Below are 26,930 nucleotides of genomic sequence, written 5' to 3'. Positions count from 1 at the left end.
CGAAGCGGTGGATGTGTTCTGCGAGAACATCGCCTTCTCGCCGGCGCAGGCGCGGCAGGTCTTCGAAGCGGCACGCGCCAACGGGCTGGCGGTGAAGATCCACGCCGAGCAGCTGAGCAACCAGCATGGCGCCGAACTGGCGGCCAGCTTCGGTGCACTGTCGGCCGACCATATTGAACATCTGGATGACGCCGGCATCGCCGCGATGGCCGCTGCCGGTACCGTCGCCGTGCTGCTGCCCGGTGCTTTCTATTTCACCCGCGATACCACCCTGCCGCCGATCGCCGCGCTGCGTGCGGCCGGCGTGCCGCTGGCGCTGGCCACCGACAGCAACCCGGGCACCTCGCCGCTGACCAGCCCACTGCTGGCGATGAACATGGGCGCCACCCTGTTCCGCCTGACCGTGGATGAGTGCATCGCCGGCTTCACCCGTGAAGCGGCGCGCGCACTGGGCCACGGCGAGCGCATCGGTCGCCTGGCCGTGGGCATGGACTGCGACCTGGCGATCTGGGACATCGATGCGCCCGCCGACCTAGTCTATCGCATTGGATTCAACCCGCTGCACGCGCGCGTGGTGCGCGGGCAGCCCGACCTGCCTGCCTCCTGGAGCAACACATGAGCAACACCCTGGTTCTTCGCCCCGGCCATGTCACTCTCGCCCAGTGGCGGCAGGTCTATCGCGGTGCGCCGCTTGCACTGGACCCGGCCGCGCTGCCGGTGGTGCGCGCCAGCGCTGCGGCGGTGGCCGCCATCGTCGCCAAGGGCGCGCCGGTGTATGGCATCAACACCGGCTTCGGCAAGCTGGCCAGCGTGCGCATCGAGCGCGAAGACCTGGCCACCCTGCAGCGGAATATCGTGCTCTCGCATGCCGCCGGCGTGGGCGAGCCGATGCCGGCCAGCGTGGTGCGCCTGATGATGGCGCTGAAGCTGGTCAGCCTGGCGCAGGGTGCTTCGGGCATCCGCGAGGAAACCCTGCTGCTGCTCGAAGCGATGCTGGTCAAGGGCGTGCTGCCGGTGGTGCCCGCACAGGGCTCGGTGGGTGCCTCGGGTGACCTGGCGCCGCTCTCGCACCTGGCCAGCGTGATGCTGGGCGTCGGCGAAGCCTTCATGGGTGACGAGCGCCTGCCGGCGGTCGATGCACTGGCACGTGCCGGCCTGCAGCCGATCGAACTGGGAGCGAAGGAAGGCCTGGCGCTGCTCAATGGCACCCAGTTCTCCACCGCGTATGCGTTGGCCGGTCTGTTCGAGATCGAGACCGTGTTCCAGGCGGCGCTGATCACCGGCGCGCTGTCGGTGGAAGCAGCCAAGGGCTCCGACACGCCGTTCGACCCGCGCATCCACGCCATCCGCGGCCAGCGCGGGCAGATCGCCACCGCGGCCACCCTGCGCACGCTGATGCAGGGCTCGGACATCCGCGAGTCGCATCGCGACAACGACGTGCGCGTGCAGGATCCGTACTGCCTGCGCTGCCAGCCGCAGGTGATGGGCGCAGCGCTGGACATCCTGCGCCAGGCCGCGACCACGCTGGAAATCGAAGCCAACGGCGTGTCCGACAATCCGCTGGTGTTCACCGATACCGGCGAAGCACTGTCCGGTGGCAACTTCCACGCCGAGCCGGTGGCCTTCGCGGCCGACATGCTGGCGATGGCGGTGTGCGAGATCGGCTCGATCAGCGAGCGCCGCCTGGCGATGCTGGTCGACCCTGCGCTGTCCGGCCTGCCTGCATTCCTGACCCCGCGCCCCGGCCTGAATTCCGGCTTCATGATTCCGCAGGTGACCGCCGCCGCGCTGGTCTCGGAGAACAAGCAGCGCGCCTACCCCGCCAGCGTTGATTCGATCCCGACCTCGGCCAACCAGGAAGACCATGTGTCGATGGCCGCGCATGGCGCGCGCCGCCTGATGCAGATGGCCGAGAACGCCGCCAACGTGATCGGCATCGAGCTGCTGGCCGCTGCGCAGGGCTGCGACTTCCACGCCCCGCTGCGCTCCAGCGCCGCGCTGGAAACCGTGCGCGCCACCCTGCGTGCGCAGGTGCCGACGCTGGAAGAAGACCGCTACTTCCATCCGGACATGGTGACCGCCACGAATCTGGTGCGCAGTGGCGCGCTGGCGCAGGGCCTGACCGACCTGCTGCCAACCGTGGAGCCGCAGGCATGAATACCCATCCCGAATGGCTGACCGTGCACGAGGGCGACGCCCCCCTCATCGTCAGCTTCCCGCATACCGGCAGCGAGCTGCCGCACGACCTGATCGGCGACTACCACTCGCCGTGGCTGGCCCGTCGCGATGCCGACTGGTGGGTGCACGAGCTGTACGACTTTGTGCGCGGCATGGGCGCGACCACGGTGCGCTCGGCGATCTCGCGTTCGGTGATCGACCTCAACCGTGACCCCAGCGGGGTCTCGCTGTACCCTGGCCAGAACACGACCGGCCTGTGCCCGCTGACCACCTTCGACAACCAGCCGCTGTACCACGCCGGACGCGAACCGGATGACGCCGAGATCGCGCGGCGTCGCGACACGTATTTCCTGCCCTACCACGATGCGCTGACCGCGCAGATCACCCGCCTGCGCGCGCAGCACGGTACGGTGGTAGTGTACGACGCGCATTCGATCCGCTCGCATATTCCGCACCTGTTCGACGGCGAGCTGCCGCAGTTCAACCTCGGTACCGCCGGGCCGTCCGGCGCACCCGACACGTCCTGCGACAACGCCTTGAGCGATGTGGTGGAAAACCTGCTGAAGATCAGTGGCATGAGCCAGGTGCGCAACGGCCGCTTCAAGGGCGGCTGGATCACCCGCCACTACAGCAACATCGCCGGCGGCGTGCACAGCCTGCAGATGGAGCTGGCCTGCCGTGGCTACATGCACGAACCCCTGCCGGACCAGGTGGACGAACACAGCTGGCCCACCCCGCTCGACCCCGACCACGCCGCACCGCTGCGCCACACCCTGGCGCAGGTGCTCAATGCCTGCCTTGAATTCGCTACGAACCGGAGCGCCGCATGACCCGCAACGACCCGTCCCGCACCATCGCCGCGCCGACCGGCACCACGCTCAACGCCAAGAGCTGGCTGACCGAAGCGCCGTTGCGCATGCTGATGAACAACCTGCACCCGGACGTGGCCGAGCGGCCGCAGGAGCTGGTGGTGTACGGCGGCATCGGCCGCGCCGCGCGTGACTGGGAGAGCTTCGATGCCATCGTCGAAACGCTCAAGCGCCTGGACGACGACCAGACCCTGCTGGTGCAGTCGGGCAAGCCGGTGGGTGTGTTCCGCACCCATGCCGATGCACCGCGCGTGCTGATCGCCAATTCCAACCTGGTACCGCGCTGGGCCAACTGGGACCACTTCAACGAGCTGGATAGGAAGGGCCTGGCCATGTATGGCCAGATGACCGCCGGCAGCTGGATCTACATCGGCGCGCAGGGCATCGTGCAGGGCACCTACGAAACCTTCGTGGAAATGGGCCGCCAGCATTTCGGTGGTGACCTGACCGGCAAGTGGCTGTTCACCGGTGGCCTCGGCGGCATGGGCGGCGCACAGCCGCTGGCCGCGGTGATGGCCGGCGCCTCCTGCCTGGCCGTCGAGTGCCGCAAGAGCAGCATCGACATGCGCCTGCGCACCGGCTACCTGGATACCTGGACCGACAACCTGGACGAAGCGCTGCGCCTGATCGACGAGTCGTGCAAGGCCGGTACGCCGAAGTCGGTGGGCCTGCTCGGCAACGTCGCCGATGTACTGGCCGAACTGCTCAAGCGCGGCGTGAAGCCGGACCTGCTGACCGACCAGACCTCCGCGCACGACCCGGTGAACGGCTACCTGCCGCAGGGCTGGACCGTCGAGCAGTGGGACGAAAAGCGCGTGTCCGCGCCGAAGGAAGTGGAGAAGGCAGCGCGCGCGTCGATGGCCAACCATATCCGCGCCATGCTCGGCTTCCACGCACTCGGCGTACCGACCGTGGACTACGGAAACAACCTGCGGCAGATGGCGCTGGAAGAAGGCGTGGCCAATGCGTTCGACTTCCCCGGTTTCGTGCCGGCCTACATCCGCCCGTTGTTCTGCCGCGGCATCGGCCCGTTCCGCTGGGCGGCACTGAGCGGCGACCCGGAAGACATCGCCAAGACCGATGCCAAGGTGAAGGAACTGATTCCGGACAACCCGCACCTGCACCGCTGGCTGGACATGGCCGCCGAGAAGATCAAGTTCCAGGGCCTGCCTGCACGCATCTGCTGGGTCGGTCTGGGCGACCGCGATCGATTGGGCCTGGCCTTCAACGAAATGGTCGCCAACGGCGAACTGAAGGCGCCCGTGGTGATCGGCCGTGACCATCTGGACAGCGGCAGCGTCGCTTCGCCGAACCGCGAAACTGAAGCGATGGCCGACGGCTCCGATGCGGTATCCGACTGGCCGCTGCTGAACGCCCTGCTCAACACCGCCAGCGGCGCGACCTGGGTGTCGCTGCACCACGGCGGTGGCGTCGGCATGGGCTTCTCGCAGCACGCCGGCATGGTGATCGTCTGCGACGGCACCGAGGCCGCGGCCAAGCGGATTGGTCGCGTGCTGTGGAACGACCCGGCCACCGGCGTGATGCGCCATGCCGATGCGGGGTATGACATCGCGATCGACTGCGCGAAGGAAAAGGGACTGGATCTGCCGGGGATCCTGGGCTGATCGCAGGGTGCCGGCCAGCGGCCGGCACTACCCGAAAGCACCTGTAGAGCCGAGCCATGCTCGGCTCATTTTTCCGGGTGCATGATGCCTGGCCCGAAGGCAGCCGAGCATGGGCTCGGCTCTACATGCCAAGATGCGCCATCACCGCTGATGGATCACCGCGATGTACCGCACGCTCGCTGCCGCATTGCTCTGCACGCTATGGGTGATTCCGCCTGCTTCGGCGCGTGACGTACCCACCGCTCTCTCTACCCGGCTCGACGCCCAACTGCAGGCCAACCGCGAACGCTACGGCATCGCCGGCCAAGCCGTGCTGGTCGCTCACAACAGTCAGGTGCTGTACCAGGGCGCCAGCGGTGAACGTGATCCCGCTACCCATGCGCCCGCCACCGTCGAGACCATCTTCGCCGCGCAGTCGATGGCCAAGCTGCTGACCAGCACGCTGGTGATGCAACTGGTCGATCAGGGCAAGGTGGATCTTGATGCGCCGGCCAGCCGCTATGTGCCGGACCTGCCGACCGCATGGCAGGCGATCCACGTACGCGACTTTCTCAACCACAGCTCGGGCATCGGCGAATACTACGATCGTGTCGACAACCGTTGGGTTAGCAAGGGCTACCCTGGTGTAGCCCCTGACCTTGGCACTGCGCTGAAGGTGGCCGGCGCTGCACCGATGCAGTTCGCCACCGGCAGCCGCGTGCAGTACACCCAGGCCAACTACCTGGTGCTGACCGCGTTGCTGGAAGCGCATTACCGCAAGCCCTACCCGGCCATCGCGCGCGAACGCATCCTGCAGCCATTGAAGATGGCCAGCACCTCGTGGGGCGTTGCCAGCGTGCCAGCCAAGCGCGCGGCGGTGCCTTACATCGGCAAGGACGGCCAGCTGCAGCCGGCCAATGAAGATCCCTGGCCGGACTACGGCTGGGGCCATGCCGATCTGCAGACCACCGTGGGTGACATGAACCGTTTCCTGCAGGCGCTGGCGACCGGCAAGCTGCTGCACACGGCAACCCTGGAAAAACTCTGGCAGCCGCAGAAACTGAGCGGTGGCGGCAGCAATTTCTTCTCCACCGGCTGGGACACCACCCGCAGCGACGGCTACACCCAGGTCGGCCATGATGGCGGCACCCGTGTACGTGCGCGGCTGGCGTACAAGGGCACGCTGGCCGACGGCTACTGGGTGTTCGTGTACCTGACCAACGGCAGCGCCCGCAATGTCTGGTCCAGCACGCTGGTGGAGAGCACGATGGCGGTCGCGGCGCCGCAGGCGTTTCCGCACGCGGTGCTGTCCGAGCGGCTGGTCGCGTATGCGCTCGATGATGATGCAGGCGCTGCCGAGGCGATACGCAGTTGGTTGCGCGATAACAACCGGGTGACGGGCAGCGAGCTGGAACGAGCGATCAACGCCAGCGGCTATGCCATCCGCGAGAGTCTGGGTGCCAGCAAAGCACTGAAAGTGTTCACGCTCAACACCGAGCTGTATCCGGATTCAGCCAATGTGTGGGACAGCCTGGCCGAGTGTCATGCGGCATTGGGCGAAAGGGAAGCGGCTGATCGGCTGTATGCAAAGGCCAAAGCGCTGGCCAAGCCCTCGCCGTAACCTGCTGTAGAGCCTAGCCCATGCTCGGCTGCTCTTCGTTTCGAGCGAAGGAAACCCGCGCTGCGCGCGATAGCCGAGCATGGGCTCGGCTCTACATGGATGTTGCGGGCGGCCATACGCCGCCGGTGGGTGACGTGGCGCCACCGACCTGTTAACTTGCGCGCCACTTTACTGGTTTACAGCATTTCCGCATGTCGCTCTCGTCGTACCGCCCCATCCCCTCGCTGCTGTCTCTGGCCGTTTCCCTTGGCCTCGCCTCCACTGCCGCTGCAGTCCCGCAGGCCACCACGTTGGATGCCGTACAGGTCACTGCAGCCGATGCCAGCGCGCAGGCGCGCGAGGCGTTGAAGCGGGTGCCCGGCGCCAGCAACGTCATCGACGTGGCCAAGGCCCACAGCCGGCTGTCCAGCAATGCCGATGTGCTGGCCTACCAGCCGGGCATCAGCGCGCAGTCGCCGGGCAACGAGGGCACCAAGATCTCGATCCGTGGGTCGGGCATCAACCGGGGGCCGGGCGCGCATGCCTCGGGCATTGCGGTGTCGATCGACGGCCTGCCGCTGACCGGCCCAGGTGGCACGCCCTACGAGCTGCTGGAACCGCTGTGGCTGTCGCGCGTGGAAGTCCTGCGCGGCGCCAACGGTTTCGAGCGCGGCGCGTTGGCGCTGGGCGGTGCCATCGACTACGTCAGCCGCAGCGGCCGTGATTCGGCGGGCGTGCAGCTGCACTACGAAGCCGGCAGCCGTGGCTACCAGAAACGCGGCATCAGCTGGGGCGGTGTCAACGGAGATCTCGATTACTTCCTGGCCTACACCGATACCGAGTTCGATGGTTATCAGCGCCATGCGCGCGGCGACGGCAAGGGTGCGATGGCCAACATCGGCTGGCAGATCACCCCCGATCTGCAGACGCGCTTTTTCGTGCGCTACCGCGAAACCAATCACGAAACACCCGGTCGCCTGACCCGCGATCAGATCCGCAACGATCCACGTGCCGCGAACGCGGCCAACCTGGCCATCGATGCGCGTCGCCCGCAGCCGGGCAGCACCTGGGTGGGCAATGTCACCACGCTGCAGATCGATGAGGACTCGTCGCTGCAGGCCGGGCTGGTCTACCACTCCTACCCGATGGACTTGAACGAGAGCCTGTACCGCCAGCAGCTGGACTACGCCAACCTCAACGCCACGCTGGACTACCGCCGCCGCCACCGGCTGTTCGGGCTGGACAGCGAGACCACGGTCGGCCTGCGCGTCACCCATGACCTGGATGCCGATGTGCGCGAGTCGCTGCGCTTTGCCAGCAACGGCTACGCTGCCGGCACGCGCACGCGTGACTTCCGCCACCACGGCACCGACAGCACGCTGCACGTCAGCAACACCCTCGCCTTCAATGACCGCCTGCGCATGCAGGCTGGGCTGGCACTGATCAACACCCGCCGCGATGTGCAGGTGACCTGGCCGAGCAGCGGCGGCCGCCTACGCGAGCAGGACTGGGACTATGCGCCGCGACTGGGCTTCACCTGGCAGCACAGCGCGCAGACCCAGTGGTTCGGCAACCTCAGCCGTTCGGTGGAGGCACCGCACCCATGGTCGATGATCTGGGGCTCGAACCAGTACTTCGGGCCGGGCAATGGCCCGTCTACCGGCCGCCAGCGCGCGCCGGTGCCGATGCAGAACCAGACCGCCACCACGCTGGAACTGGGCGCGCGCGGTGACGCGGCGCTGGGCCGCTGGGAACTGACCGGCTACTACGCCCACGTGAACCACGAACTGCTGAGCGTCGAACTGCAACCGGTGCCGAACCTGTTCATCGCCGAGAACAATGCCAGCCCCACCGTGCACCGCGGTATCGAGGCCGGATTGGACAGCACGCTGTGGCAGGCTGCACCGGGCCGCCTGTCGCTGCGCCAGGCGTATACCTTCAGCGATTTCCGCTACCGCCACGATGCACGTTTCGGCAGCAGCCGCCTGCCCGGCCTGCCGCGCCACGCCTACCAGGCCGAGCTGCGCTTCGATCATGCATCCGGCCTGTACGCGGCGCTCAATACCGAATACGCCTCGCGTATCGCCGTGGACTACGCCAACAGCTACTGGGCTGACAGCCATGTGATCTTCGGCAGCCGCATCGGCTACGACGCACCCGGTGGCCGCTGGCAGGCCTGGGCGGAGATGCGCAACCTCGGCAACCGCCGCTACGCCGCCACCGTCACGCCGGGCTATGACGACGCCGGCAAGGATGTCGCGCGTTCGACGCCGGGCGAAGGCCGCGGCGTCTACGCGGGCGTGCGCTGGCGCTTTGAGTGATTGCTGCAGGCGGCGCCGGGTCTGACCCGGCACCGTCGTTCCAGGGTCAGCCGATACGCCAGGGCGGCAGGCGCTCGCTGCGCTTCCAGATGGAAGGCGCGAAGCCGACCAGCACCAGTGCCGCCAGCCACTTCGGCGACGTACTCAGCAGCGTCGAACCGAGCGAGCCGCCGCCGGGTGCGAGCGGCTCCTGCCACGGGTTGTAGCCCAGGTAGACGACGCTGCCAGCCCACCACAACAACGCCAGGCCGATGCCCACCAACAGCAGGGCCAGGGTACGGCAGGTCCAGCGCTGCGAGGTGGTTCCCCACTCGCGGGACACCGCTACCAGCAGACCCACCACCAACAGCGACACCAGTGCCACCAGGCCGATATCGATCTTCGGTCCAATGCGCTCATAGGCGCAGGCACGGCATTGCGTCTCTTCCGCGGCAGTGCCGGCTTCAGCGCCATCGCCCTGCCCGGCTGCCGGCTGCGCCAGTGCTGCAAACGGCAACAACACCGCCAGCAGCGTCACCATGATCCAACGAAACAACGTCCTGTTCCTGCGTGCAGCGACATCCATGCGCTCTTCCTCGTCAGTGGTTGTGTGTCTCAGTGGGCGTTCGGCCATCCAGCGCCCCGGTTCCCGATGCAGTACGACAAGCTCCGGATAGGTGAAACCGCCAGGACACGAATCCTCGGCGACCGCGATCATAGCCCACTGTTCATTGCGGCTGAAAACCGGTCGGGACCGGGCCATATGAAGGAAGCAACCGCATTACAGCCCCTGGATGACCTGCAGCAGATGGCTCGCACCTGGCTCGAGTTCCTGAGCAAGCCAGCCCAGTACCGCGAAGAACAGCAACAGGCCGATCAGCGGCCAGGCCGTGTGCGACACGCATACCCGCCACCATCCCTGCTCGTGCATGCCCTGCATGCGCCGGTACAGGCCGCCGGCGATCGCCGCGTCCACCAGCAGTTCGGCCATCAGCACCGGCGCCGACCACACCACCCACACGCTGGCCAGCAGGACGGTCGCCACCAGCGCGACGATGCCGAGGATGGCCAGCAACGGCAAGCCCGCTTCGTCTTCAGCGAGCCCGGCCAACGGCAGCTCTCCGGCGTCGCCACTGCTCACCGATGCCGGCTCGTTCCACGAGGCCGACGCACCGCCACCGCCGGAACGGCCGCCGGCGCCGCTCCACGGTGATTCCACGGCACTGCCGCGAGGGGATGGGCTGCCACCGCCCACATCCGGCGACAGGCCATCCAGTACGTTGTCCCAACGCCAGCGGATCCAGATCCACATCAGCAGCAGGAACACGCCGTAGGCCAGCACGACGGCCATCGGGTAGCGAAACCACATCGCGTCGATACCGGCCAGGCGCAGCAGGTGCGAGGCAAGGAAACCGGCCGCACCGGTCAGGGCGACGATCAGTGCCATCTGCAGGCGTGGCCAACCGCGCTGCTGCAAGTGCCTGCGCGCACGCACGACTTCGCTGCCGCGGTTCATCGGCAATGTCAGTGGGCTGCGTGAAAAATGGCGCGAGCGCTTCATGCCGCCGCCAGGGGGCGGGAGGCATCGCGGCCAGGGACCTCGGGAACCTGATGCTGCATGCGGACATCCTTGCCGGGCACGCGTAGGCGGTGTTGGGCGGATTCTACCGCGGGCAGCTCCGCTGTCCAGACGGCGGTTCCAAGCGACCGATCCTCAGCTGCGATCAATGATCCGTTCGATGCGGCCACCCGCGAACACGAACTCGCTCTGGCCCTGCAGTTCCAGCTCAGTGCCCGCACGCGGTCCATCGGGAACATCCTGCGCGAACACGCCGCGCCAGCCAATCGTCGCCGTCGCCCGATCACCATCGAGCACCAGCGCCAGCAAGCGCTGTTCGCGCTCGCGGAACAGGCGCGCAGATTGGCGTGCCAGTTCGCCAAAGGCATCGACGCCTTCGGTGACCATCGTCAACTGGCCGCCACTGTGATTCTCGAAGCGTACGTTGTGCGCCAGCACGGCCAGCATGGCGTCGATATCGAAGCGGTTGTAGGCCTGCAGGTAGTGCTCGATCAACTGACGATGGTGCAATTCGTCCATGGCGGCATCCAGTCGTGGGCTGCTGGCGAGTCTGGCCTGCCCGCACCGGCCGATCAAGGCCGCGTGGCCGCCTTCAGCAACTGCGCGGCCACCTGGTCGAACGGGGCAATGTCCTGCAGAGCGCGGCACATCGCCACCGCACCTTCCACGCTGGCGATCACCAGGCTGGCCAGTTCACCCGCCGCTGCCGGGGCATGCCCTTCAGCGACGAACGCCGAGGCGAGATGGCCGTGCCAGCGCGCGAACACCTCGGCCGCCGCCGCGCGGGGTTGGCTGGGCGTCGCCTCCACCGGCTCCTCCACGGCAGCGGCCAGCACCGGGCAGCCGGCGCGGAATTCTGAGCGCAGCAGACGCTCGCGCCACATCGCAAGGAACTGCTGCAGGCCCTGTACCGCCCCATCCTTCAACAGCTCCATCAGCAGCGCCTCCACCTTGTCGCCAGCCATGTGGGTGGCGCGCGCCAGCAACTCCTGCTTGCCGCCGGGAAAGTGGTGATAGGTGGAGCCCAGCGGTGCCTCGGCCAGCTTGGTCACCTCACGGATGCTGGTGGCATTGAGGCCTACCCGCGCCAGCATCTGTGCCGCAGCATCAATCACGCGTTGTGGCGCATCAGAGGGTCGCGGGCTCACGGCGGTCTCCTTGCTAAGACAGTCGTCATAGATTAGCGTACCGGCCGCTCTATAACAGTCGTCATAGTCATGAATCTCTGGTTCCGCCTGCTCCACCTGCTGCTGTGCAGCCTGTTCCGGCCCAAGCTGGAGGCCCCGTTCGGGGTCTCGCGGCTGCAGTTCCGGGTACTGCCCAATGACCTGGACAGCAACCTGCACATGACCAACGGCCGCTACTGGAACATCTTCGACCTGGGCCGGCTGGACCTGATCCTGCGCATGGGCCTGGGCCGGGTGGCGCTGCGCGAGAAGTGGGCACCGATCGTCGGTGCCGGCACCATCCAGTTCCGTCGCGAGCTGAAGCCGTTCCAGCGCTTCACCCTGGAAACGCGCCTGGTGGGCTGGGTCGGCTCGCGCGGCATCATGGAGCAGCGCGTACTGATCGGTGCCGAGCAGAAGATCGCCACGCGCGCGCTGCTGGTCACCGGCATCTACGACCGTCGCGCGCGCAAGTTCCTGAGCATGCCGAAGATGATGGAAGCGATCGGCGTGGTCGCCCCGCCCTCGCCGCCGCTCAGTGCGGCCGCCGAAGCGCTGCTGGCCGCCGACGCAGCGTTGAAGCAGGACGACGCCTGAGCCTCAGGGAGCCGACGCCGGCATCATGTGCTGTCCGCGCGATACGACCTGGGTACGCCCTCCCACGTGCAGCACGTACTCGAAGGACTGCCGCATGCGGCTGTACGCGCCGCCCTCCGGCACGCCGTAGTTGGCACCCACGCTGAGGGTATGCCGGCCCGGCGGCAACGGCTTGAGCATCACCCAGTAGCCGTCGGCGGCGGCCAGCCGTGAGTCTGCGTCATCGGCATCCATGCGGAAGCAGCCTTCACTGCGCACCCGATGCATGCGCATGTCGCCCAGGGGTTGGCCATCCAGCAGCACCACCGCGCTGATCAGGTAATCGTTGTTGACCGCCGCCCCGGCCTGCAGCTCCTTGCAGGACACAGACTCATCCACCTGGTAGTGCGCCATGTTGATGATCGGCAGCAGCAGGTACTTGCCAGCCGGCACCACGCATTCGCGATGTGGCCGGAAACGGCCATTGGTGCCGGCCAGGTTCCAGACCGGGCCTTCCTGGCCCAGATCACACGCACGGCCATCCGGGTCGAGATAGGGCGCGCCGCCCTGGGCGTCGGCCCACCGCCACCAGCGGGCGGTCCATTCGGCCAGTGAAACTCCGCCCACCGGCTCACGCGTCAGCGGCGAAGGCGCCGCCGTGTCTGCACTGAACGCCGGCACGGCCGCCAGCAGCAGTGCCATCGTTGCGCCGCTGCGGCGCAGCCATCCCTGGATTCCCTTCCGCATCACCTACCCCATCGTCCCTGCCGGCCACGCTGCGTGGCCGGCTCCGGGGCCACTTTACCTTGGCTGACTACACCTTCGGCATGTTCTTGGTCACGCAATGGATGCCGCCACCGCCGCCGGCAATCGCATCGATGTCCACCTGCTCGATCACACGACCGGGATACATGTCTTCCAGCAGTTCACGGCAGACGCCATCGGCTTCGTCGTCACCGAACTCCGGCGCGACCACGGCGCCGTTGATCGGCAGGTAGTTGATGTAGCCCATGGCCAGATCGTCGTTGTCGCGGGTATGCACGTTGTCGCGCCCGTCCAGGGGCGGCGGCAGCGTGTGCACCTGCAGGCGACGGCCATCGGCATCGGTGGCCCCGCGCAGGATGTCCAGGTGCTCGCGGGTCAGATCGTAGTCGTAGGACTCCGGATCGTTGTCCAGGTTGGCGATCACCACGCCCGGGCGCACGAAACGGGCATAGAAGTCCACGTGCGCATCGGTGATGTCCTCGCCGGCGATACCGGGCAACCAGATCACCTTGCGCAGGCCAAGGTGATGCTTCAGCTCCGCCTCAACATCCGCACGCGACCAGTCCGGATTGCGATTGCCGTTCACCCAGCAGCTTTCGCTGAGTATGGCGGTGCCATGGCCATCGACTTCGATGCCACCGCCCTCACCTACCAGATCGCTTTCCAACAGCGTGGCGCCGGTCACCTGCGCCAGCCAGGGCGCCACCGCGCCATCGTTGCGTGCGCTCTGCTTGCCACCCCAACCGTTGAAATTGAAGTCGACCAGCCCCAGCCCGCCCCGGTCATTAGTGACGAAGCAACCGCCGTAATCGCGCACCCAGATGTCATCCAGCGGCACCTCGAGGAACTCGATGTTGTCGCGGCCGCAACGGTCCTGCGCCTGCTTCAACTGTGCCGGGCGGCACAGCACGCTGACCGGCTGGTGGCGGGCGATGGTACGGGCCAGCCGCGCCACGGCGGTGTTCACCGCATCAGCGTGCGCGCCCCAGACTCGAGGCTGCGCGGCGAAGGCCAGGAAAACGCGCTCCTGCGGGCCGTGCTCGTCCGGCATGCGCCAGATGCCCGCACCCGGCCCCGCTGCGGACGCGCGGCCCGGCAGCCCGGCCAGGCCCAGTGCGGCCAGCCCGCCAAGACCGGCGGCACCTGCCAGTTGGGTGAGGAAATGACGACGGCTGCTCATGACGGGCTCCAGGGCCTGTGTGGAATGGGGCTATGCTGCGCTTGCCCATCCATAAGAACAAACGATAGATTCGGCCATCAACTGAACAGTTTTACTTATCTGAAATGCTCAAGCACTGGCCCCCGCTGAACGCGCTGCGAGGATTCGAGGCCGCCGCCCGCCTGGGCAGCTTCCACCGGGCGGCGGAGGAACTGCACCTGACCCAGTCGGCCATCAGCCAGCAGATCCGGGGCCTGGAGGCGTCGCTGCAGCAGCCGTTGTTTTTCCGGCAGGGCCGCAGCGTCACCCTCACCGACGCCGGCATCGACCTGCTGGAAACCACCCAGTCGCTGCTGCGGCAGCTGGCCAGCGGCATCCGCCGGCTCGATCAGTACCGCAAGCCGAATCAACTGATCGTCAACACCAGCCCGGCCTTTGCCCGCCATTGGCTGGTGCCGCGCCTGGCCAGCTTCCATCGCCTGCACCCCGGCGCCGACCTGTGGCTGCTGACCAGCGAGGATGCGCCGGACATGACCACCCAGACGCTGGACGTGGCGGTGCGTGACGACCTCGACTCACAGGCGCAGTGCCAGCATCGCGTACTGCTGCAGGACCGTCTCTATCCGGCCTGCCATCCGGCGCTGCTCGCCACACCGGTACAAGAACGCCTGACCCTGCATGGCGAGCGCGAAATGGACTGGAGCCAGTGGCAGGTCCAGGGCGGCGCCGATGTCGGCCAGCGCCGCGAGGGCATGAACTTCTCCGAACCCGGGCAGCTGCTGGATGCCGCCTGCCAAGGGCTGGGTATCGCGCTGGTCAGCGAGCTGCTGGCCGCACGCGCCTGCGAACAAGGGCTGCTGCAACCCCTGGATGATGCACGCGTGCGCGGCCCGCGCTGGAGCTGGCTGGTGCACGAGGACAGCGCGGCGGATCCGCTGGTGATCAGTTTCTGCGAGTGGTTGCTGGCGAGCCTGCCCGCTGACGCTACTTCTGCTGCAGCGCGCGCTTGACCGCCGCCTCGGCCAGCGGCGCCATCACCGCATAGCCCTTCGCCGTGGGATGCACGCCATCCTCGGCCAGCTGCGGATCCAGCCCTCCGGCGGCATTGGCCATCGGCGTGTAGTAGTCCAGATAGACCAGCTGCTTCGCATCGGCATAGCGCTTCAATGCCGCGTTCAATGCGCGCACTTTGGGAGAAGGTGCCGTGCCCGGCAACCACGGGTAATCGCTGACCGGCAGCACCGATGCCAGTACCACGGCGATGCCATGTGCGCGTGCCAGGTCCACCATCGCGTGCAGGTTGTCTTCAATCATCGCCTGCGTGGTCGGGCCGGTGTTGCCGGCGATGTCGTTGGTGCCGGCCAGGATCACCACCACCTACGGCTTCAGTGCCAGCACGTCCTGCGGGAACCGCACCAGCATCTGCGCCGTGGTCTGGCCACTGATGCCGCGGTTGAGCCAGCCCTCGCCGGGAAAGAACGATGCGCTGCCTTCCCTGCCCCAGCCTTCGGTGATGGAATCACCGAAGAACACCACGCGTGGTTGCCCCGGTACCGCCGCAGGCAGCCGCGCGTTGGCTTCACGATAGTGCTGCAGCTGCGGCCAATCGGCCAGACGCTGCTGCATGAAACGCACTTCGTCCGCGCGCAGGCTTTCGACAGGCTCCAGCAGTAACGGGTTGATTGCGGGCATCTCGGCCGCCACCCCGTGGGCGCTCAGCGCGATACCGAGGGCAACCGCGGCCAGGCCGCCGGACAAGGAACGCATGGGGTCTCTCCCTTGAATGTCCGGGCCAGTCTAGCGCGCGGCCCCGCGCTTACCGCGCCGCCGACCGCGCGGCCACGCCGGTCACCTTGGCCGGCATCCACATGCCAGGCGTCCAGCCACTGGCAGCCAGGATTGCCTTCGGGTTGTCCTGCTGGATCAGCGCACGCACTGCATCGCGCTTGTCCTTGGCCTGCAGGTAATAGGCCTTGGCGATGCGGTAGCCCACCCAGTACCCGAGGTCATAGGACTCCTGCGAACCGGGCTTGTAGTTGTACAGCCACGGCGACAGATCGGTACTGTCCACATCCAGCGCAAAGGCGCTTTCAATGTGGACCTCGCGGCCGCGCGTCCACGCCGCATGGCGACTGTTGCCGACGTTGCCGGAAATCAATTCGGCGATGAATTCGGCGATACCTTCGCCCAGCGAAACACGCAGCACCGTCGCATGCGGGTCGCCGGGCTCGAAATCGGTCAGGCCGGTCTGCTGGATGTGCACGTACTCGTGCGCGATCACGTGCACGAAACGGTCCTGCACGTTGGGATTCATGAAATCGGCTGCACACAGCGCTTCCAGGCCGATGATCACCCCACTCTTCGAGGTCAACCCGACCGGCCGACCACGGCCGACCGCGAGGGTCACCGGCGGAAACGCGGCCTGCGGATAGATCGCCTGCAGGTTGCCGAACACCTGCACCAGGCGCTGCTTCACCGCCGGCAGCTCCGCCAGGCAGCTGCGGCCCTGCGCATACACCCCGGGCTGGCTGGCAATGGCTTCGGCCATGCGTTCGGGCGTGACCCGGCGCGCCTTCGCCAGTTCACCCAGGCCCGGACTGCCTTCGGCCAGGTAACCGGCCAGCTGGGCGACGCTGGGCTTGCCGCCGGTGCTGTCGTAGATCGCGTAGAAGCGGCTGGCATTGGTGGTGAGGATCTGCGGCCCCGGCGGAGTACCCGCCGACGCCACCCCAACCGCCCCGGCACAGGCCATGGCAAACAGGCAACGCGGGAAACTGGACATCGCTCCGTCCTTGGTGGAGTGCATGCGAAGCGCGCAATCTATCACTCCGCCCCGGCCACCGCAGCGGGCACATGCAGGCCCTTCGGGGCTGTGCCAGACTCACTCAGGCACCTGCCATGGATGATGGAGCACCGCACGATGATGATCGTTCCCGCGTACTGGGCCGAAGCCCGCCTGCAGGCCCGTTTCCGTGGCCGGCCGGTGGTCGTGCGCCGCTTCGGCTGGTCCGATGAGGGACCTGCCGAGGCCCAGGCCCACGCCGACCGCCGCGCCAACGAAGCCCTCAATGCCATCCTCGCCGGCCAGGTGCTGCCGCGTCGCGAAGTGCGCAGCAACTATGGCGTGGAGGGTGTGCCAATCCGCGAGCAGATCGTGCAGCGCGACGGCGATGTCATCATCACCCGCAACAGCTATGGCGCATTGTGTCTCAACAGCCCCGACGTGCTGTTTGCCGACATCGACCATGCGCAGCCACCGGCCGGATGCGTGATACCGGCCATCGTCGCTGCGATCCTGCTGCTTGCCGGCGCCATCATCGGCCCCCTGCTCTGGCACTGGCTGGTGGGCCTGGCACTGGGCGTGGCGGCAGTGCTGCTGGTCAACGCGGCATTGCTGATGCGGCGGAAGCAGCGCCTGGCCGCCGCCGGCGGTGCTGAAGGGCTTGCGCTTAAACGCGTGGACGCCTTCAGCGAACAGCATCCCGATTGGCACCTGCGTGCCTACCGCACACCCGCCGGGCTGCGCGTGCTGGCGATGCATGCCACGTTCTCACCAGAGGACGAGCAGCTCCAGGCATTCTTCAAGGCACTGGGCACCGACACCCTGTACGCGCGCATGTGCCGGCTGCAGCATTGTTTCCGTGCGCGACTGACACCGAAGCCGTGGCGCGTCGGCCTGAAGTACCGCATCCGGCCGCCGGTGGCCGCGTGGTCAGCCGAACAGGCCAACAATCCGGATCGACTGGCCTGGATTGCCGAGTACGAAAAGAAGAGTGCCGGCTTTGCCGCGTGCACCTACCTGCGCAGCTTCGGCGACACCTCCCGGGTGCATGCCAAGGCCGAGCATGTGCGCGAGCTGCACGATCGGCTGTCGCACGCTCAGGACCGGTTACCGCTGGCCTGAGCGCAACGCGCGCTCAGTCCACGCCCTGCACGAACGGCTGCCCTGCCAGGGTAGTGCCCAGCCGCACCGCGATCTGCTGACCTTCCTTTTCGAAGGTCGTGGCGCATTGCTTGGCGCCCTTCTGGCATCCAACTTCCGGAAAGCCCTCGAGTGACTCAGGCGCGCCCTGGACCGGACTCGCCTGCCACCCTGCCGCATCCATGAGGCGCTTGGCCTTGGCATAAGGCATGCCGGCGACAATGCCCAGCTGCGCCAGTTCGGAGGGGAGTGATTGGCCATGCAGGCTCGGCGTCATCACCAGCGCCAACACTGCGGCAACACGTTTGGACTTCATAGGTGAAACCCATGACAGACAGCAACAGGCCTGCAGCGTATCGCAGCTTCCGCACGCCATGGCACCCGCATCACATATGGTTACGCAACCGCAACGGCCAATGACACGAGGTCGCCCTTCGATCCATCAGGTACTGTTGAGAACCGCCACGGGCGCCTCGCGCGCCGCCCGCCGCGCCGGTACCCAGGCAGCCAGCTGCCCCAGGGTGAACACCAGCCCGACGCCCAGCACCAGGTACTCGGGATCGATGCGAGGTACCTCGTAGTAGCGCGAAACCCAGACATTCAACGCCAATGCCAGCACACTGCCAGCGAGCGCGCCGACGAAGGTCAGCATCAGATTCTCGATCATGAAGTAGCTGGTCACATCGCGCCTGCGGGCACCCAGCGCACGTCGTATGCCGATCTGCGGATAGCGCTTGCGGACCCAGAAGCTGGCCAGCCCATACACGCCCGTGCCGGTCACGATCAACAGCGAGATGCCGGCGCACAGGAAGATGATCGCCATAGTCTGGTCACGCCGGAAGTATTCCGCACGCAGTTCGCTGAAGCGCTGGACCCTGGGCAGCATCCGGTTCGCTTCGCGCGCGGCCAGCGCAGTGCTGGCCGAGTCGAGGACCGCGGAAAGCGCGTCCGGCTCGCTGCGCACCGCGTACATCACCCGGGTGCCATCGGGAATCAGCGGCAGCAGCAGGCTCATGTCGTTGTCTCCATCGGTCCGCAGCACCGGCCTGGACAGGGTGTCGACGACCCCGACGATGCGCAATGGATGGATGCCGTCCGTATACAGGTCGCGGCCCACCGCGTTGGCCGAACCAAACAGATGACGTGCCAGCGCTGCGGAGACGATGGCTTCACTGGCCTTGTAGAGACCGGCGTAATCCTGCGCTGCCTCGGTCTGCACGAATGATGCGGCGGAGAAGTCACGGCCGGCGACAAGATGCATGCCCAGCGCCTGCACTGCGCCGGCAGACATCCCATAGACGGCGGGCTCGGCTTCGACGATGCCTGCCATGTCCTGGCCCTGCACCGGCACGTTGGTGAAACCGACGGTCCAGTTGTGCTGGCTCAACGGCAGCGACTCCGCCGCCACCACGGCCTGGACCCCGGCCACGTTACGCAGCACCTGCATGTCTGCCTTGACCGCGGTGGCGGCATTGGCAGCGGCGCTGCCGACGAACTCGGTTTCGATGATGCCAAGCCCCTGCTCCCGCAGCCCGGTGTCGTAGGCGAGTGTTTCCACGCGCTGCGCAAGCAGGAAGGCGATATTGGTGACGCAGGCGGTGGCGATGATCACCTGCAGCAACAGGATGCCGGCCACCAGCCGGTTCTTCTTCATCGCACGGGCAATCAGCGGAATCTGTGAAACGCTCATTCAGCGGCCTTGATCTGCATGGCGACACGGGTGGATGCCGCCCGCAGTGCGGGCAGGACGGCGGCGAACAGGCTGGCGATGCAGGCCAATACGGGCGTGGCGATCACCATGGTCGGGTCGATGACTGCGAGGCTGGCATAGTCTTCCGGCTGCATCCGTACCAGGAACAGGCCAGCCTGTGCGACCAGCAGGCCCACGCCTCCTCCCAGCAACCCGATCATCAACGCTTCGGTGCATAGCTGCAGGATGATGTCCCTGCGGCGGGCCCCCAACGCGCGGCGGACTGCGATCTCGTGCGTTCGGCGGACGAAACGGGCGAAGATCAGTGCCCCCATGTTGACCAAGCAGACGGCCAGGAAGGCCAGGCACAGCGCCAGCTGCAACCGCACCTCATCCGGAATGATCCGGCGCTGGACCAGATAGCTACGCAGGCCGTCCAGGTGCGGGGGCGTCTGCCGATCGAAGCGCCCGCGCGCGTGCTGGTCCTGCACATAGCTTTGCAGGAAATGCAGGTACGCCTGCTGGCCGGCCGGGTCCGGGATCTCGGCCCAGAGTTGGACCCACGCCGTACTGGCATCCAGCATGTGGTTCGTCGGCGTGTTGCCTGACCAGCCGTACATGCTGTTGGCAACCCGAAGCTGGAGTTCCACCGCGGTCTGCAGCGGAATGAAGACATCGTCGCGCCCCTTGAAGGGTTCCTGCTGGAGGTCGGTGTGGAAGCGCGGCCGGGGCACCCAGTCAGCAATCACGCCGACCACCCTGAAGGCCTGCCCATCCAGCTGCAGGGTCCGTCCAACCAGGGAGCTTCCATGACCGAGCCGCTGCGCCAGCGTGCGGCTGACCACCACGACCCGGGAGCGCTGCAGATCATCGTCCGCGGACCACCAGCGTCCCTGCAGCACCTCCATGTCGAACATCGCCGCTGCGTCCGCGTTGGTGTACTGGCCATCAACGAAGAATGCCGTCGGTGCGCCCGGTTGCGGATCCACCAGCAGCCGGCCCGCGGCCAGTACCGTCTGCCGCTGCGCAGGTGCATTGCGCAGAAGTTCACTGGCATCCGGCCAGGTCATGGCCACCCGCGGATCCAGCCCTCCCTTGATCTGGTACCCGGCCGGCAGCGGGTCCAGGAAGGGATGGAACAGTTGCCCGCTGCGCCCTGGCAGCGGGTCCCAGGACATGGCTCGAACAACGGTGAGCATGGTCACGCTGGCGCCGATGCCCAGCCCCAACGCCAGCACCAGTGCCAGCGTCATGCCTTTGGTTTCCAGCAAGCGGGTTCGTGCGAGCCCGAGGTAGTACGTCAGCATCATCATCCTCGGCAGCTCAATGGAAGAACTCGGCGACGGTGGGAACGACATCCACCGGTTCGATGCTCAACCACGCCGTACTGTTCTGCGCGCGTGCCCGGCCCTCGATGAGGTGCATCAGGCGGAACCGCGAGCGCTGCACCCGATCGATCGCAGCGCTTGCCTCCTGCGGCGCCCAGCAGCGCGCCAGACCCACCGGAATCTTGTTGCAGTTCAGGTCGTCGACGATCCGCTCCAGCGTCAGGTAGCTCAGGCGCTGGGTCGAAGCGCTGTCGATGAACACCGACGCAGTGGACGACAGGCGGGGCAGGAAATGTCCCAGAAGGGCCTGGATGCTGTCTGGAGAATGGTTGAAGTCCGAGAACAGCATGTCGATGCCGCCGTGCAGAGCCGGGGCGGTGGCGATGGCAGCGAAGTCGATGTCCTCGACATGCACCTGCGCGAAGTCCGCGACACCCGCCCAGACCAACATCGCACGCATGAACGAAGGATAGTCCTGCCCTGGTTCGATGAGCGCGCGCAAGGGCCCTTCCAGTTCGGCCAGGAAGCGCCGCGCGGGATCGCTGGCATAGTGCGATCCATTGTCATAGCTGTGCAGGACACCGGTCTCGTTTTCCTTCAGTGCGGCGGCGATCCAGGCCGTAGACACGCCGAAGCCCGTACCGAGTTCCACCACACTTTGTGGCCGGGCACGCTTGACCAGGCTGTACAGCAGCACGCAGAGATCCTCGCTACCGTACAGCCACCCCATGCGCTCGCGGATCTCGGAAAGGCGCTCAATGCACGCGTGCATGTCGGGCATCATCGCTCCTCGCACTGGAATCATCCGCCGCCAGCCACCTGCCCAGCATCTCCACCATGGCCGGCTCATCCGCCACGGAAAGAAGATAGGGCGAGAATGCATGGAACCGCAGCTGTCCGCCCTCTGCGAAGAGCAGCAACTCCCCCGTCTCGGAACGGAAGGCACGACGCGCGGCCTGGTTGATGGCATGCACGCGCTGTAGATCGATCGGCACCGCGTCGCCCCTGGGGAAGAAGATGCCATGCGCCGACTCACCGCAGAAGTAGGACACCAGTGGGACGCCCTGCGGCCGCGAAACGAAGAACTGGTGACGCCGCTTCTCTTCCGGCAGCAGGTTGCGCTCCTGCTTCCAATCGAACAGTGACCACACCGATTTCTGCAGAGGATCGACCAAGCCACGCAGATCCGGCGCCTCATACCCGATCGAATAGACGAAGTCGGGCGTCTGGATATCGGCAAGTACCCGCTTGAGCTCGAACCACTGTACGTTCAGCGGCATCAGTGTGCGCGAGACACCACGCACGCCGGTGTCGTGGCAGACGCTGGCCGCCGATTCGAGCAATGACTGCAGGCGGATGTGCAGCCAACGCGCATCGATTCCACTGCCCCTCAGGAATTCATCCATGCGGGTATTGGCCAATGAGAACACACGGTTGACCACCCGTGCGCCGATGAACTGCTCGCGCATTTCCACGCTGGGCTCGAAATCCAGGACCGCTGGCCAGCTTCCGGCGCGAACCATCGGCAGCAGGTCGTCAAGGTGCAGCAACTCTGCCCCCGCCTGCGCCGCGCGGCACGCGACCGGATCGGCATGATCGGTATACAACACGATGGTCCGGGCCTTCATTGCTGCCTCCCATAGCCATATTCACGCTTCATGTCCGCCTGCATGTCATCCATCATTCTTCCGATGTCGGCATTGAGCGGCTGGGTACTCATCAGCCGGCTGCTGAGATCCTGCTCGATGAGGAATCCAGCAGCGCATACCGCGAGGCGACGGTGGACATGCGCGCGGGCAGCAGCGTCGATGTTGTCAGCCACCGCAAGGTGGCTCTTCAGCAACCGATGGCAGACGTAATAGACGAAAACGGCGTGGATGTAGGACGAGTTGGGAATCGGATTGCCCGACCACGGCGACACGACCCGGTGCTGATAGTCGTTGGCAACGAAGAAGCCATTGGCCAGCTCCCACGCGGCAAGGAAGTTGTGGGTGCTCTCGTGCATGATGCTTTCCATGCAGGCTTCCACGCTCAGTTCGGGGTGATGGATATTGAGCAGGCGCAGCGAACCGGGCTGGCGCGGCACATGTTCCGACCCGAAACGGCGCGCGACATCGGGCGTTGATTCCTCGGACTTACGAACCACGATACGGCGCACGAAGTTGCGGATCACCAGGCCATACAGCGGCTCCGCACGATCAATTCCTGCCAGCGCGCGCGACAGCTTGTCGAGCACGACCGCCTGCTCCGCCTCATCCAGCGCAATGCAGGGTTGGCTGAGCACGCCGGAACGGGGTTCATGGTGCCTGGCGACCTTGCTGTGCAGGTCAACGGCAACGCAATCACCCAGCATCGGCCGTGTTTCCAGCGTCCAACGCCCCTGCACATCCTTGCGGGCGAGCTGATCGCCCACCGGGCTGTCGACCACCCAATCGCGGCTCTCAAGCAGATAGCGCGGAGTGGAGCCAGAGGCCAGGTCCAGCAGTGCCTTTTCTCGCTGCACGAGATCATGGATGGCACACAGATTGCGTGCGCTCTCAGCATCCCATGCCATTGCATCGGCACCGGCCTCCGGCCGCTGCTTGCGAGCGGCGTCAAGCGCCATGTAGCTCTCGCAGAACTCGGAACTGAGCAGTACGCGCGCCTGGCGGTCGGCCGGCAGCGCTTCATAGATGGCATGGATGGAGCGAGCGATGACGCCATGCTCCGCATTCCCCAGTGCTTCCTGCAGGCGTGTCCGCATGCGTCGCAGGCGGGCCCACATGATGCCTTCCATCACGGCATCCATCCGGGCACCTGTGCGGGTGATCTCCATCAGGCACGCCGGGCGTGCCACATCGGCTTCCAGCGGTTTCAGCTGCGCATTCATCGTTGCTCTCCCTGCATCACGCATCAAAGAGCTGCGGGGGACACTGTCCCCCGCAGGCCGACAGGTCAGACGTTGAAGCGCGTGGCTTCCACGTTCAACTCCGGCTCCTTGACGATATCGTGATGATGGTGCGAACCAATCGAATCGTCGTGGTGGCCGGTGGCCAGCGCTTCCAGGTTGTTGGCGCGCGCGTTGGCTTGGAACTCGGCCATGGCCAGGTCGTCCAGGCTCACGATTGCGGTGGCCTGGTCCAGTGCGCTGGAAGCCACCGGAGCCTCGCTTGCCATCACGGCACCGGCCGAAGCGCTTCCGATCACCAGCAGCGTCAGCGCCGACAGCGCCTTGGGCACGTTGCGGTTGTCCTTCATGATGTTGCTCCCTTTGACTGGCTCAGACGTCGAAACGCGCGTTGGACAGGCCCTGGGCCTGCTCCTCGGGCACGGCGTCATGATGATGATGGGAACCGATGGAATCGGAATGGTGCCCGCCGGCGAGCGCAATGCCCTGCAGTTCTGCGAACTCGGACATGCGCAGCGCATCCAGATCGGCGTTGATCGCGGTGGCCGACTGCAGGCCCTGCTCGGCCGGTGCCGGAAGTGCTGCTGCGCCTGCGGTACCCGCAGCGCCGGCAATGATCAGGGTGAGCGAGGAAAGCGCGGTGGTTTTGATGCGATTGCTCATAACTAACCTTTCTCCAGAGTGATGGACTTTCAGGCAACTACGAGTCGCGCTCCGTCCGTCGTGCACGAACGTCGGACCGCGATCGATTAATGCCAGTGTCGGAGAAGGGGAGCAAACGCGCTGCTGTGCGCTGCACAGCAGCGGCGAAGGTACGGGCCTGTCGCACCGCGCGACCGCCTGGCAGCGCGACGCTGCCGGTGCTGGATCAGAGATAGGTTTCGGCGTTTTCCATCAGCGCGACAACGCTCGCAAGGAACGATACCGGCAGGTGCTTGGAGAGCTCGATCATCTTCTCTTCCAGTCTTGCCCTGGACCCCCGCACCGCGGGTTCGGCAGGAGGAGTTTCCCCCTGGGCCAGCCAGGCAAAGGCCACGCCAAGCACCCCGCTCATCCTGTGCAGGTGCTCGATCGTGGGCGTGAATCCTTCCTCACGCTCCCAATGCGCGACGGTGGCGCGGTTCACGCCGAGGCGGCGTGCCATTTCGGTCTGTGACAAACCGCAGTTGGCGCGGGCCAATCTGATTCGTGAAGGGATCGTGCTGACATCCATGGGGCGGCGGAACTCCCTGATCTACCCATGAAGTCCAAGGACGGGCAGGAACCCCGAGTGTCAAACATGATCCAGGGCGAGTCAACGCATATGCATTGCCTTCTGTGAAGCCTGCATCCGTCCGTCGCCTGTTCAGCGACCGCGCTTGCGCTCGATTTCCGCGTGCAGCCCCTGCAGCCGCACCAGGTACTGCTGGAAAACGCCCAGATCTTGCTCGACCAGGCGTGACCAGTCAGGCTTCGCATTCAGCAACTGCTCGACCTGCTGCTGCGGTGGGCGATCAAACCCCTCGCCCAGGACGGCCAGGTAGCGCTCCCTGAATCCCTCCGGATCCTGCTGGTCCTGGGCGAAGAGCTGCACCGCAATCAGTCCGGCATACAGGTAATTGGCCAGGTAAAGCGGATCCTCATACATCAGCCGCTTGGATACCCAGGTGCTGCGCAGCTCGGGATACTGCTCCGATGCGCCCCCATACCGGCCCAGTACCTTCATCGTCAGCGCATCAAGCGCGTCTGCATTGCCAACCCCATCGGCGGCCACTTCCTGATAGATGGACTGTTCCAGATCGGCCTCTTCAGACGAGACGAACAGCTGCAGGATGATGTCATCGAGCAACGACTTCAGGTAATACGCCTTGGCACGTGGATCACTGGCCTGCCGGTAGAGCTGATCGCGGAACTTCAGTTCGTTGTAGATGGCGAAGGCCTCGGTCAACCACTTGTTGCCGTTGCGCTGGAATGATGATGCGCCGCCGCGCTGCATCCACTGGCCATGCATGGCATGGCCGGCTTCGTGAGCGATCTGGACATCCCCCTCCAGATCGCCCTGGCGATGGCCAACGAACAGCAACGAAGGCACACCGGGGGCGCTGATCGAAAACGCATCCATCGCGCGCCGCCCTGCCGATCCGCCCAGATCCATGCGTCCGCCCGCAGGATCGAGCAGCCCGCGCAGCCCTGTCACGTAATGCGGCCCCAGCACCTGCATTGATGCTGCCGCCGCATCACGCAACTGCGCCAGGTCAAGCGGCGGAGGAATATAGCCCGCATCAGGCAGGTCCATGTCCCAGATCTGTGGAGACGCCTGGCCCATGCGCTCAAGATGGGTCAACTGCATCTGCTGGTAGTTCCGCCGCAGCAGCGCGTGGCGCGCTACCGCCGCCAGTGTCGCGTCGACGGCGGCCTGATCCAGGCCCATGTGCCGGTAGCTGCGGTCAGGCGCAGTTCCATCGCCCTGCAGTTCCGACGCATGCTCGTTGAGGCGGACCAGGCCCAGCAGCACCGTTGCCATTTCGCTGCGCCGCGACGCCATTCCCTGCCAGTAGGCACGCCATGCCGCTTCGCGCAGTGAACGGTCCGGCAGGCGGGAAAGGGCTCGCGCGTCGGTGCGGCTGTCGAGCGTGCGGCCTTCATGTTCGAAGCGGGCAAAGGGCGCCGACTGCAACAGCTGCCGGTGCAGGCGCCCGAAGCTGTCCAGCGCCGGGTCAGCCAACGTGTCGACCGCATCCACCAGCGCTGCATTGGCCGGCTGCACATCCTCCCGCAAAGCCCGTTCACGCAGGTCGGCATGCGGCGCGATCCAGGCAGCGTGCGCGGGCGCATCACGCAATGCCTGCTTGGCAATCGCCGCGATGCGTCCACATGTGCTGGCGACTTCGCCCTGGGTGTTGGCCCACCGGGCATCATCGGCATTGCGCGCTGCCTGAAGATGCAGGTAGCCATGGTGGCGGAGGCACTCGCCATACAGCTGTTCGGCCTGCTGGAACCTCACGTCTGGCGGCGCATGAAGTGCCTTGAGGGCATGGGTCCTCCGCTCGAGGTTCTGCCACGCCTCACGTTCCTGGGAGGCGCTGCCAAAGTAGCTGCGGTCATCTGCCCGCAGAGCTTGCGCTTCCACTCCGTGTGTCATCCCGGCCAACAGCGTCGCGATGACAAAAGTGATGGCGCGCATCCCATTGCGATGCATCGATGTCTCCTGGTCTGTTTCCACTCCCAGCTTAGCAGCCCGGGTGGACCCGGATGCCTCATGGCAGGTGGCTTCCCGATTCCCGATTGCGCATCCGGATCCAGGCCGTCTACCCACTCACATCCCGAT

The 26,930-nt window shown here is 66.1% G+C and carries 26 protein-coding genes and 1 pseudogene; 9 read left to right on the top strand and 18 right to left on the bottom strand.

Annotated elements, in window-relative coordinates; all coding sequences use genetic code 11:
• From AB839_RS15670 to AB839_RS15645, 6 genes are all read left to right on the top strand, one after another.
• On the top strand, positions 1-619 hold a 619-nt coding region (locus AB839_RS15670; RefSeq protein WP_156476679.1), incomplete at its 5' end, for an amidohydrolase family protein.
• Positions 616-2,157 carry a histidine ammonia-lyase gene (gene hutH, locus AB839_RS15665; RefSeq protein ID WP_061480070.1) on the top strand — a complete coding sequence of 514 codons (1,542 nt, stop codon included), beginning with the start codon at positions 616-618 and terminating at the stop codon, positions 2,155-2,157. The genes AB839_RS15670 and hutH, both read left to right, overlap by 4 nt.
• Positions 2,154-3,008 carry an N-formylglutamate deformylase gene (gene hutG, locus AB839_RS15660; RefSeq protein WP_061480069.1) on the top strand — a complete coding sequence of 285 codons (855 nt, stop codon included), beginning with the start codon at positions 2,154-2,156 and terminating at the stop codon, positions 3,006-3,008. Before hutH ends, hutG begins: the two co-directional genes overlap by 4 nt.
• Positions 3,005-4,672, top strand: a complete 1,668-nt coding sequence (gene hutU, locus AB839_RS15655; RefSeq protein ID WP_061480068.1) for a urocanate hydratase — start codon at positions 3,005-3,007, stop codon at positions 4,670-4,672. Before hutG ends, hutU begins: the two co-directional genes overlap by 4 nt.
• 163 nt (positions 4,673-4,835) lie before the next feature.
• Positions 4,836-6,272: a serine hydrolase domain-containing protein gene (locus AB839_RS15650; protein ID WP_061480067.1), complete on the top strand. Its 1,437-nt coding sequence runs from the start codon at positions 4,836-4,838 to the stop codon at positions 6,270-6,272.
• A gap of 191 nt (positions 6,273-6,463) precedes the next feature.
• The gene (locus AB839_RS15645; protein WP_061480066.1) at positions 6,464-8,572 is read left to right on the top strand and encodes a TonB-dependent receptor; all 2,109 of its coding nucleotides are present in this window, start codon (positions 6,464-6,466) and stop codon (positions 8,570-8,572) included.
• Between the two features lie 46 nt (positions 8,573-8,618).
• On the opposite strand, the gene AB839_RS15640 is transcribed toward AB839_RS15645, so the two are convergent.
• The 4 genes from AB839_RS15640 to AB839_RS15625 all read right to left on the bottom strand — a co-directional run bounded on the left by AB839_RS15640 (position 8,619) and on the right by AB839_RS15625 (position 11,278).
• Positions 8,619-9,137 carry a hypothetical protein gene (locus tag AB839_RS15640; protein WP_061480074.1) on the bottom strand — a complete coding sequence of 173 codons (519 nt, stop codon included), beginning with the start codon at positions 9,135-9,137 and terminating at the stop codon, positions 8,619-8,621.
• A 195-nt stretch (positions 9,138-9,332) separates the two neighbouring features.
• Positions 9,333-10,112 (bottom strand): hypothetical protein, encoded by a 780-nt coding sequence (locus tag AB839_RS15635; protein WP_061480065.1) that lies wholly within the window; start codon positions 10,110-10,112, stop codon positions 9,333-9,335.
• 153 nt (positions 10,113-10,265) lie between these two features.
• Complete coding sequence (locus AB839_RS15630) at positions 10,266-10,649, bottom strand: nuclear transport factor 2 family protein (RefSeq protein ID WP_061480064.1); 384 nt, start codon at positions 10,647-10,649, stop codon at positions 10,266-10,268.
• A gap of 53 nt (positions 10,650-10,702) precedes the next feature.
• Positions 10,703-11,278 carry a TetR/AcrR family transcriptional regulator gene (locus AB839_RS15625; protein WP_061480063.1) on the bottom strand — a complete coding sequence of 192 codons (576 nt, stop codon included), beginning with the start codon at positions 11,276-11,278 and terminating at the stop codon, positions 10,703-10,705.
• Between the two features lie 69 nt (positions 11,279-11,347).
• Between AB839_RS15625 and AB839_RS15620 the strand changes: the two genes are divergently transcribed.
• The gene (locus AB839_RS15620; RefSeq protein ID WP_061480062.1) at positions 11,348-11,893 is read left to right on the top strand and encodes a thioesterase family protein; all 546 of its coding nucleotides are present in this window, start codon (positions 11,348-11,350) and stop codon (positions 11,891-11,893) included.
• Positions 11,894-11,896: 3 nt separating this feature from the next.
• Here AB839_RS15620 and AB839_RS15615 read toward each other — a convergent pair whose 3' ends face one another.
• The gene (locus AB839_RS15615) at positions 11,897-12,574 is read right to left on the bottom strand and encodes a hypothetical protein (RefSeq protein WP_061480073.1); all 678 of its coding nucleotides are present in this window, start codon (positions 12,572-12,574) and stop codon (positions 11,897-11,899) included.
• A gap of 112 nt (positions 12,575-12,686) precedes the next feature.
• Positions 12,687-13,817 (bottom strand): agmatine deiminase family protein, encoded by a 1,131-nt coding sequence (locus tag AB839_RS15610; RefSeq protein WP_061480061.1) that lies wholly within the window; start codon positions 13,815-13,817, stop codon positions 12,687-12,689.
• Positions 13,818-13,921: 104 nt separating this feature from the next.
• Between AB839_RS15610 and AB839_RS15605 the strand changes: the two genes are divergently transcribed.
• Positions 13,922-14,806 (top strand): LysR family transcriptional regulator, encoded by an 885-nt coding sequence (locus AB839_RS15605; RefSeq protein WP_061480060.1) that lies wholly within the window; start codon positions 13,922-13,924, stop codon positions 14,804-14,806.
• On the opposite strand, the pseudogene AB839_RS15600 reads toward AB839_RS15605, so the two are convergent.
• Together AB839_RS15600 and AB839_RS15595 are read right to left on the bottom strand one after the other, a co-directional pair.
• Positions 14,781-15,563: pseudogene (locus tag AB839_RS15600) on the bottom strand (SGNH/GDSL hydrolase family protein). The gene AB839_RS15605 and the pseudogene AB839_RS15600 sit on opposite strands and share 26 nt — an antisense overlap.
• A gap of 49 nt (positions 15,564-15,612) precedes the next feature.
• Positions 15,613-16,578 (bottom strand): DUF2268 domain-containing putative Zn-dependent protease, encoded by a 966-nt coding sequence (locus AB839_RS15595; protein ID WP_061480059.1) that lies wholly within the window; start codon positions 16,576-16,578, stop codon positions 15,613-15,615.
• A 138-nt stretch (positions 16,579-16,716) separates the two neighbouring features.
• Between AB839_RS15595 and AB839_RS15590 the strand changes: the two genes are divergently transcribed.
• Complete coding sequence (locus AB839_RS15590) at positions 16,717-17,700, top strand: hypothetical protein (protein ID WP_061480072.1); 984 nt, start codon at positions 16,717-16,719, stop codon at positions 17,698-17,700.
• Positions 17,701-17,713: 13 nt separating this feature from the next.
• On the opposite strand, the gene AB839_RS15585 is transcribed toward AB839_RS15590, so the two are convergent.
• The 10 genes from AB839_RS15585 to AB839_RS15540 form a co-directional block, all read right to left on the bottom strand.
• On the bottom strand, positions 17,714-18,034 hold the full coding sequence (locus tag AB839_RS15585) for a hypothetical protein (protein WP_061480058.1): 321 nt from the start codon (positions 18,032-18,034) through the stop codon (positions 17,714-17,716).
• Positions 18,035-18,160: 126 nt separating this feature from the next.
• Positions 18,161-19,408 carry an FtsX-like permease family protein gene (locus AB839_RS15580; RefSeq protein ID WP_061480057.1) on the bottom strand — a complete coding sequence of 416 codons (1,248 nt, stop codon included), beginning with the start codon at positions 19,406-19,408 and terminating at the stop codon, positions 18,161-18,163.
• Positions 19,405-20,721 carry an ABC transporter permease gene (locus AB839_RS15575; protein WP_229298468.1) on the bottom strand — a complete coding sequence of 439 codons (1,317 nt, stop codon included), beginning with the start codon at positions 20,719-20,721 and terminating at the stop codon, positions 19,405-19,407. Before AB839_RS15575 ends, AB839_RS15580 begins: the two co-directional genes overlap by 4 nt.
• A gap of 10 nt (positions 20,722-20,731) precedes the next feature.
• Complete coding sequence (locus AB839_RS21750; protein ID WP_185807429.1) at positions 20,732-21,508, bottom strand: class I SAM-dependent methyltransferase; 777 nt, start codon at positions 21,506-21,508, stop codon at positions 20,732-20,734.
• Complete coding sequence (locus tag AB839_RS21745) at positions 21,492-22,364, bottom strand: hypothetical protein (protein WP_061480055.1); 873 nt, start codon at positions 22,362-22,364, stop codon at positions 21,492-21,494. Before AB839_RS21745 ends, AB839_RS21750 begins: the two co-directional genes overlap by 17 nt.
• Positions 22,361-23,341 carry a hypothetical protein gene (locus AB839_RS15560; protein WP_185807428.1) on the bottom strand — a complete coding sequence of 327 codons (981 nt, stop codon included), beginning with the start codon at positions 23,339-23,341 and terminating at the stop codon, positions 22,361-22,363. Before AB839_RS15560 ends, AB839_RS21745 begins: the two co-directional genes overlap by 4 nt.
• Before the next feature lie 329 nt (positions 23,342-23,670).
• Positions 23,671-23,973, bottom strand: a complete 303-nt coding sequence (locus AB839_RS15555; RefSeq protein ID WP_061480053.1) for a hypothetical protein — start codon at positions 23,971-23,973, stop codon at positions 23,671-23,673.
• 22 nt (positions 23,974-23,995) lie between these two features.
• Positions 23,996-24,286: a hypothetical protein gene (locus tag AB839_RS15550; protein WP_061480052.1), complete on the bottom strand. Its 291-nt coding sequence runs from the start codon at positions 24,284-24,286 to the stop codon at positions 23,996-23,998.
• 205 nt (positions 24,287-24,491) lie between these two features.
• Positions 24,492-24,836, bottom strand: coding sequence for a helix-turn-helix transcriptional regulator (locus AB839_RS15545; RefSeq protein WP_061480051.1), 345 nt, complete (start codon positions 24,834-24,836; stop codon positions 24,492-24,494).
• A 132-nt stretch (positions 24,837-24,968) separates the two neighbouring features.
• Positions 24,969-26,786: a M3 family metallopeptidase gene (locus tag AB839_RS15540; protein WP_229298568.1), complete on the bottom strand. Its 1,818-nt coding sequence runs from the start codon at positions 26,784-26,786 to the stop codon at positions 24,969-24,971.
• Positions 26,787-26,930: the final 144 nt, after the last annotated feature.

The sequence above is a fragment of the Stenotrophomonas sp. DDT-1 genome (assembly GCF_001580555.1).
In the GTDB taxonomy this organism is placed as follows: Bacteria; Pseudomonadota; Gammaproteobacteria; order Xanthomonadales; family Xanthomonadaceae; genus Stenotrophomonas; species Stenotrophomonas sepilia.
The sequence above is the reverse complement of the archived record's forward strand: the minus strand, read 5'-3'. Positions and strand labels throughout refer to the sequence as shown.

Coding starts and splice junctions, on each gene's coding strand:
- AB839_RS15610 (WP_061480061.1), bottom strand. CDS start 13,817: ATGAGCAGCCGTCGTCATTTCCTCACCCAACTGGCAGGTGCCGCCGGT.
- AB839_RS15540 (WP_229298568.1), bottom strand. CDS start 26,786: ATGCGCGCCATCACTTTTGTCATCGCGACGCTGTTGGCCGGGATGACA.
- AB839_RS15545 (WP_061480051.1), bottom strand. CDS start 24,836: ATGGATGTCAGCACGATCCCTTCACGAATCAGATTGGCCCGCGCCAAC.
- AB839_RS15635 (WP_061480065.1), bottom strand. CDS start 10,112: ATGAAGCGCTCGCGCCATTTTTCACGCAGCCCACTGACATTGCCGATG.
- AB839_RS15550 (WP_061480052.1), bottom strand. CDS start 24,286: ATGAGCAATCGCATCAAAACCACCGCGCTTTCCTCGCTCACCCTGATC.
- AB839_RS15595 (WP_061480059.1), bottom strand. CDS start 16,578: ATGTCCAGTTTCCCGCGTTGCCTGTTTGCCATGGCCTGTGCCGGGGCG.
- AB839_RS15585 (WP_061480058.1), bottom strand. CDS start 18,034: ATGAAGTCCAAACGTGTTGCCGCAGTGTTGGCGCTGGTGATGACGCCG.
- AB839_RS15620 (WP_061480062.1), top strand. CDS start 11,348: ATGAATCTCTGGTTCCGCCTGCTCCACCTGCTGCTGTGCAGCCTGTTC.
- AB839_RS15605 (WP_061480060.1), top strand. CDS start 13,922: ATGCTCAAGCACTGGCCCCCGCTGAACGCGCTGCGAGGATTCGAGGCC.
- AB839_RS15580 (WP_061480057.1), bottom strand. CDS start 19,408: ATGAGCGTTTCACAGATTCCGCTGATTGCCCGTGCGATGAAGAAGAAC.
- AB839_RS15640 (WP_061480074.1), bottom strand. CDS start 9,137: ATGGATGTCGCTGCACGCAGGAACAGGACGTTGTTTCGTTGGATCATG.
- AB839_RS15645 (WP_061480066.1), top strand. CDS start 6,464: ATGTCGCTCTCGTCGTACCGCCCCATCCCCTCGCTGCTGTCTCTGGCC.
- AB839_RS15575 (WP_229298468.1), bottom strand. CDS start 20,721: ATGATGATGCTGACGTACTACCTCGGGCTCGCACGAACCCGCTTGCTG.
- AB839_RS15650 (WP_061480067.1), top strand. CDS start 4,836: ATGTACCGCACGCTCGCTGCCGCATTGCTCTGCACGCTATGGGTGATT.
- AB839_RS15615 (WP_061480073.1), bottom strand. CDS start 12,574: ATGGCACTGCTGCTGGCGGCCGTGCCGGCGTTCAGTGCAGACACGGCG.
- AB839_RS15555 (WP_061480053.1), bottom strand. CDS start 23,973: ATGAAGGACAACCGCAACGTGCCCAAGGCGCTGTCGGCGCTGACGCTG.
- AB839_RS15630 (WP_061480064.1), bottom strand. CDS start 10,649: ATGGACGAATTGCACCATCGTCAGTTGATCGAGCACTACCTGCAGGCC.
- hutU (WP_061480068.1), top strand. CDS start 3,005: ATGACCCGCAACGACCCGTCCCGCACCATCGCCGCGCCGACCGGCACC.
- AB839_RS15560 (WP_185807428.1), bottom strand. CDS start 23,341: ATGGCGCTTGACGCCGCTCGCAAGCAGCGGCCGGAGGCCGGTGCCGAT.
- AB839_RS21745 (WP_061480055.1), bottom strand. CDS start 22,364: ATGAAGGCCCGGACCATCGTGTTGTATACCGATCATGCCGATCCGGTC.
- AB839_RS21750 (WP_185807429.1), bottom strand. CDS start 21,508: ATGCACGCGTGCATTGAGCGCCTTTCCGAGATCCGCGAGCGCATGGGG.
- AB839_RS15590 (WP_061480072.1), top strand. CDS start 16,717: ATGATGATCGTTCCCGCGTACTGGGCCGAAGCCCGCCTGCAGGCCCGT.
- hutG (WP_061480069.1), top strand. CDS start 2,154: ATGAATACCCATCCCGAATGGCTGACCGTGCACGAGGGCGACGCCCCC.
- hutH (WP_061480070.1), top strand. CDS start 616: ATGAGCAACACCCTGGTTCTTCGCCCCGGCCATGTCACTCTCGCCCAG.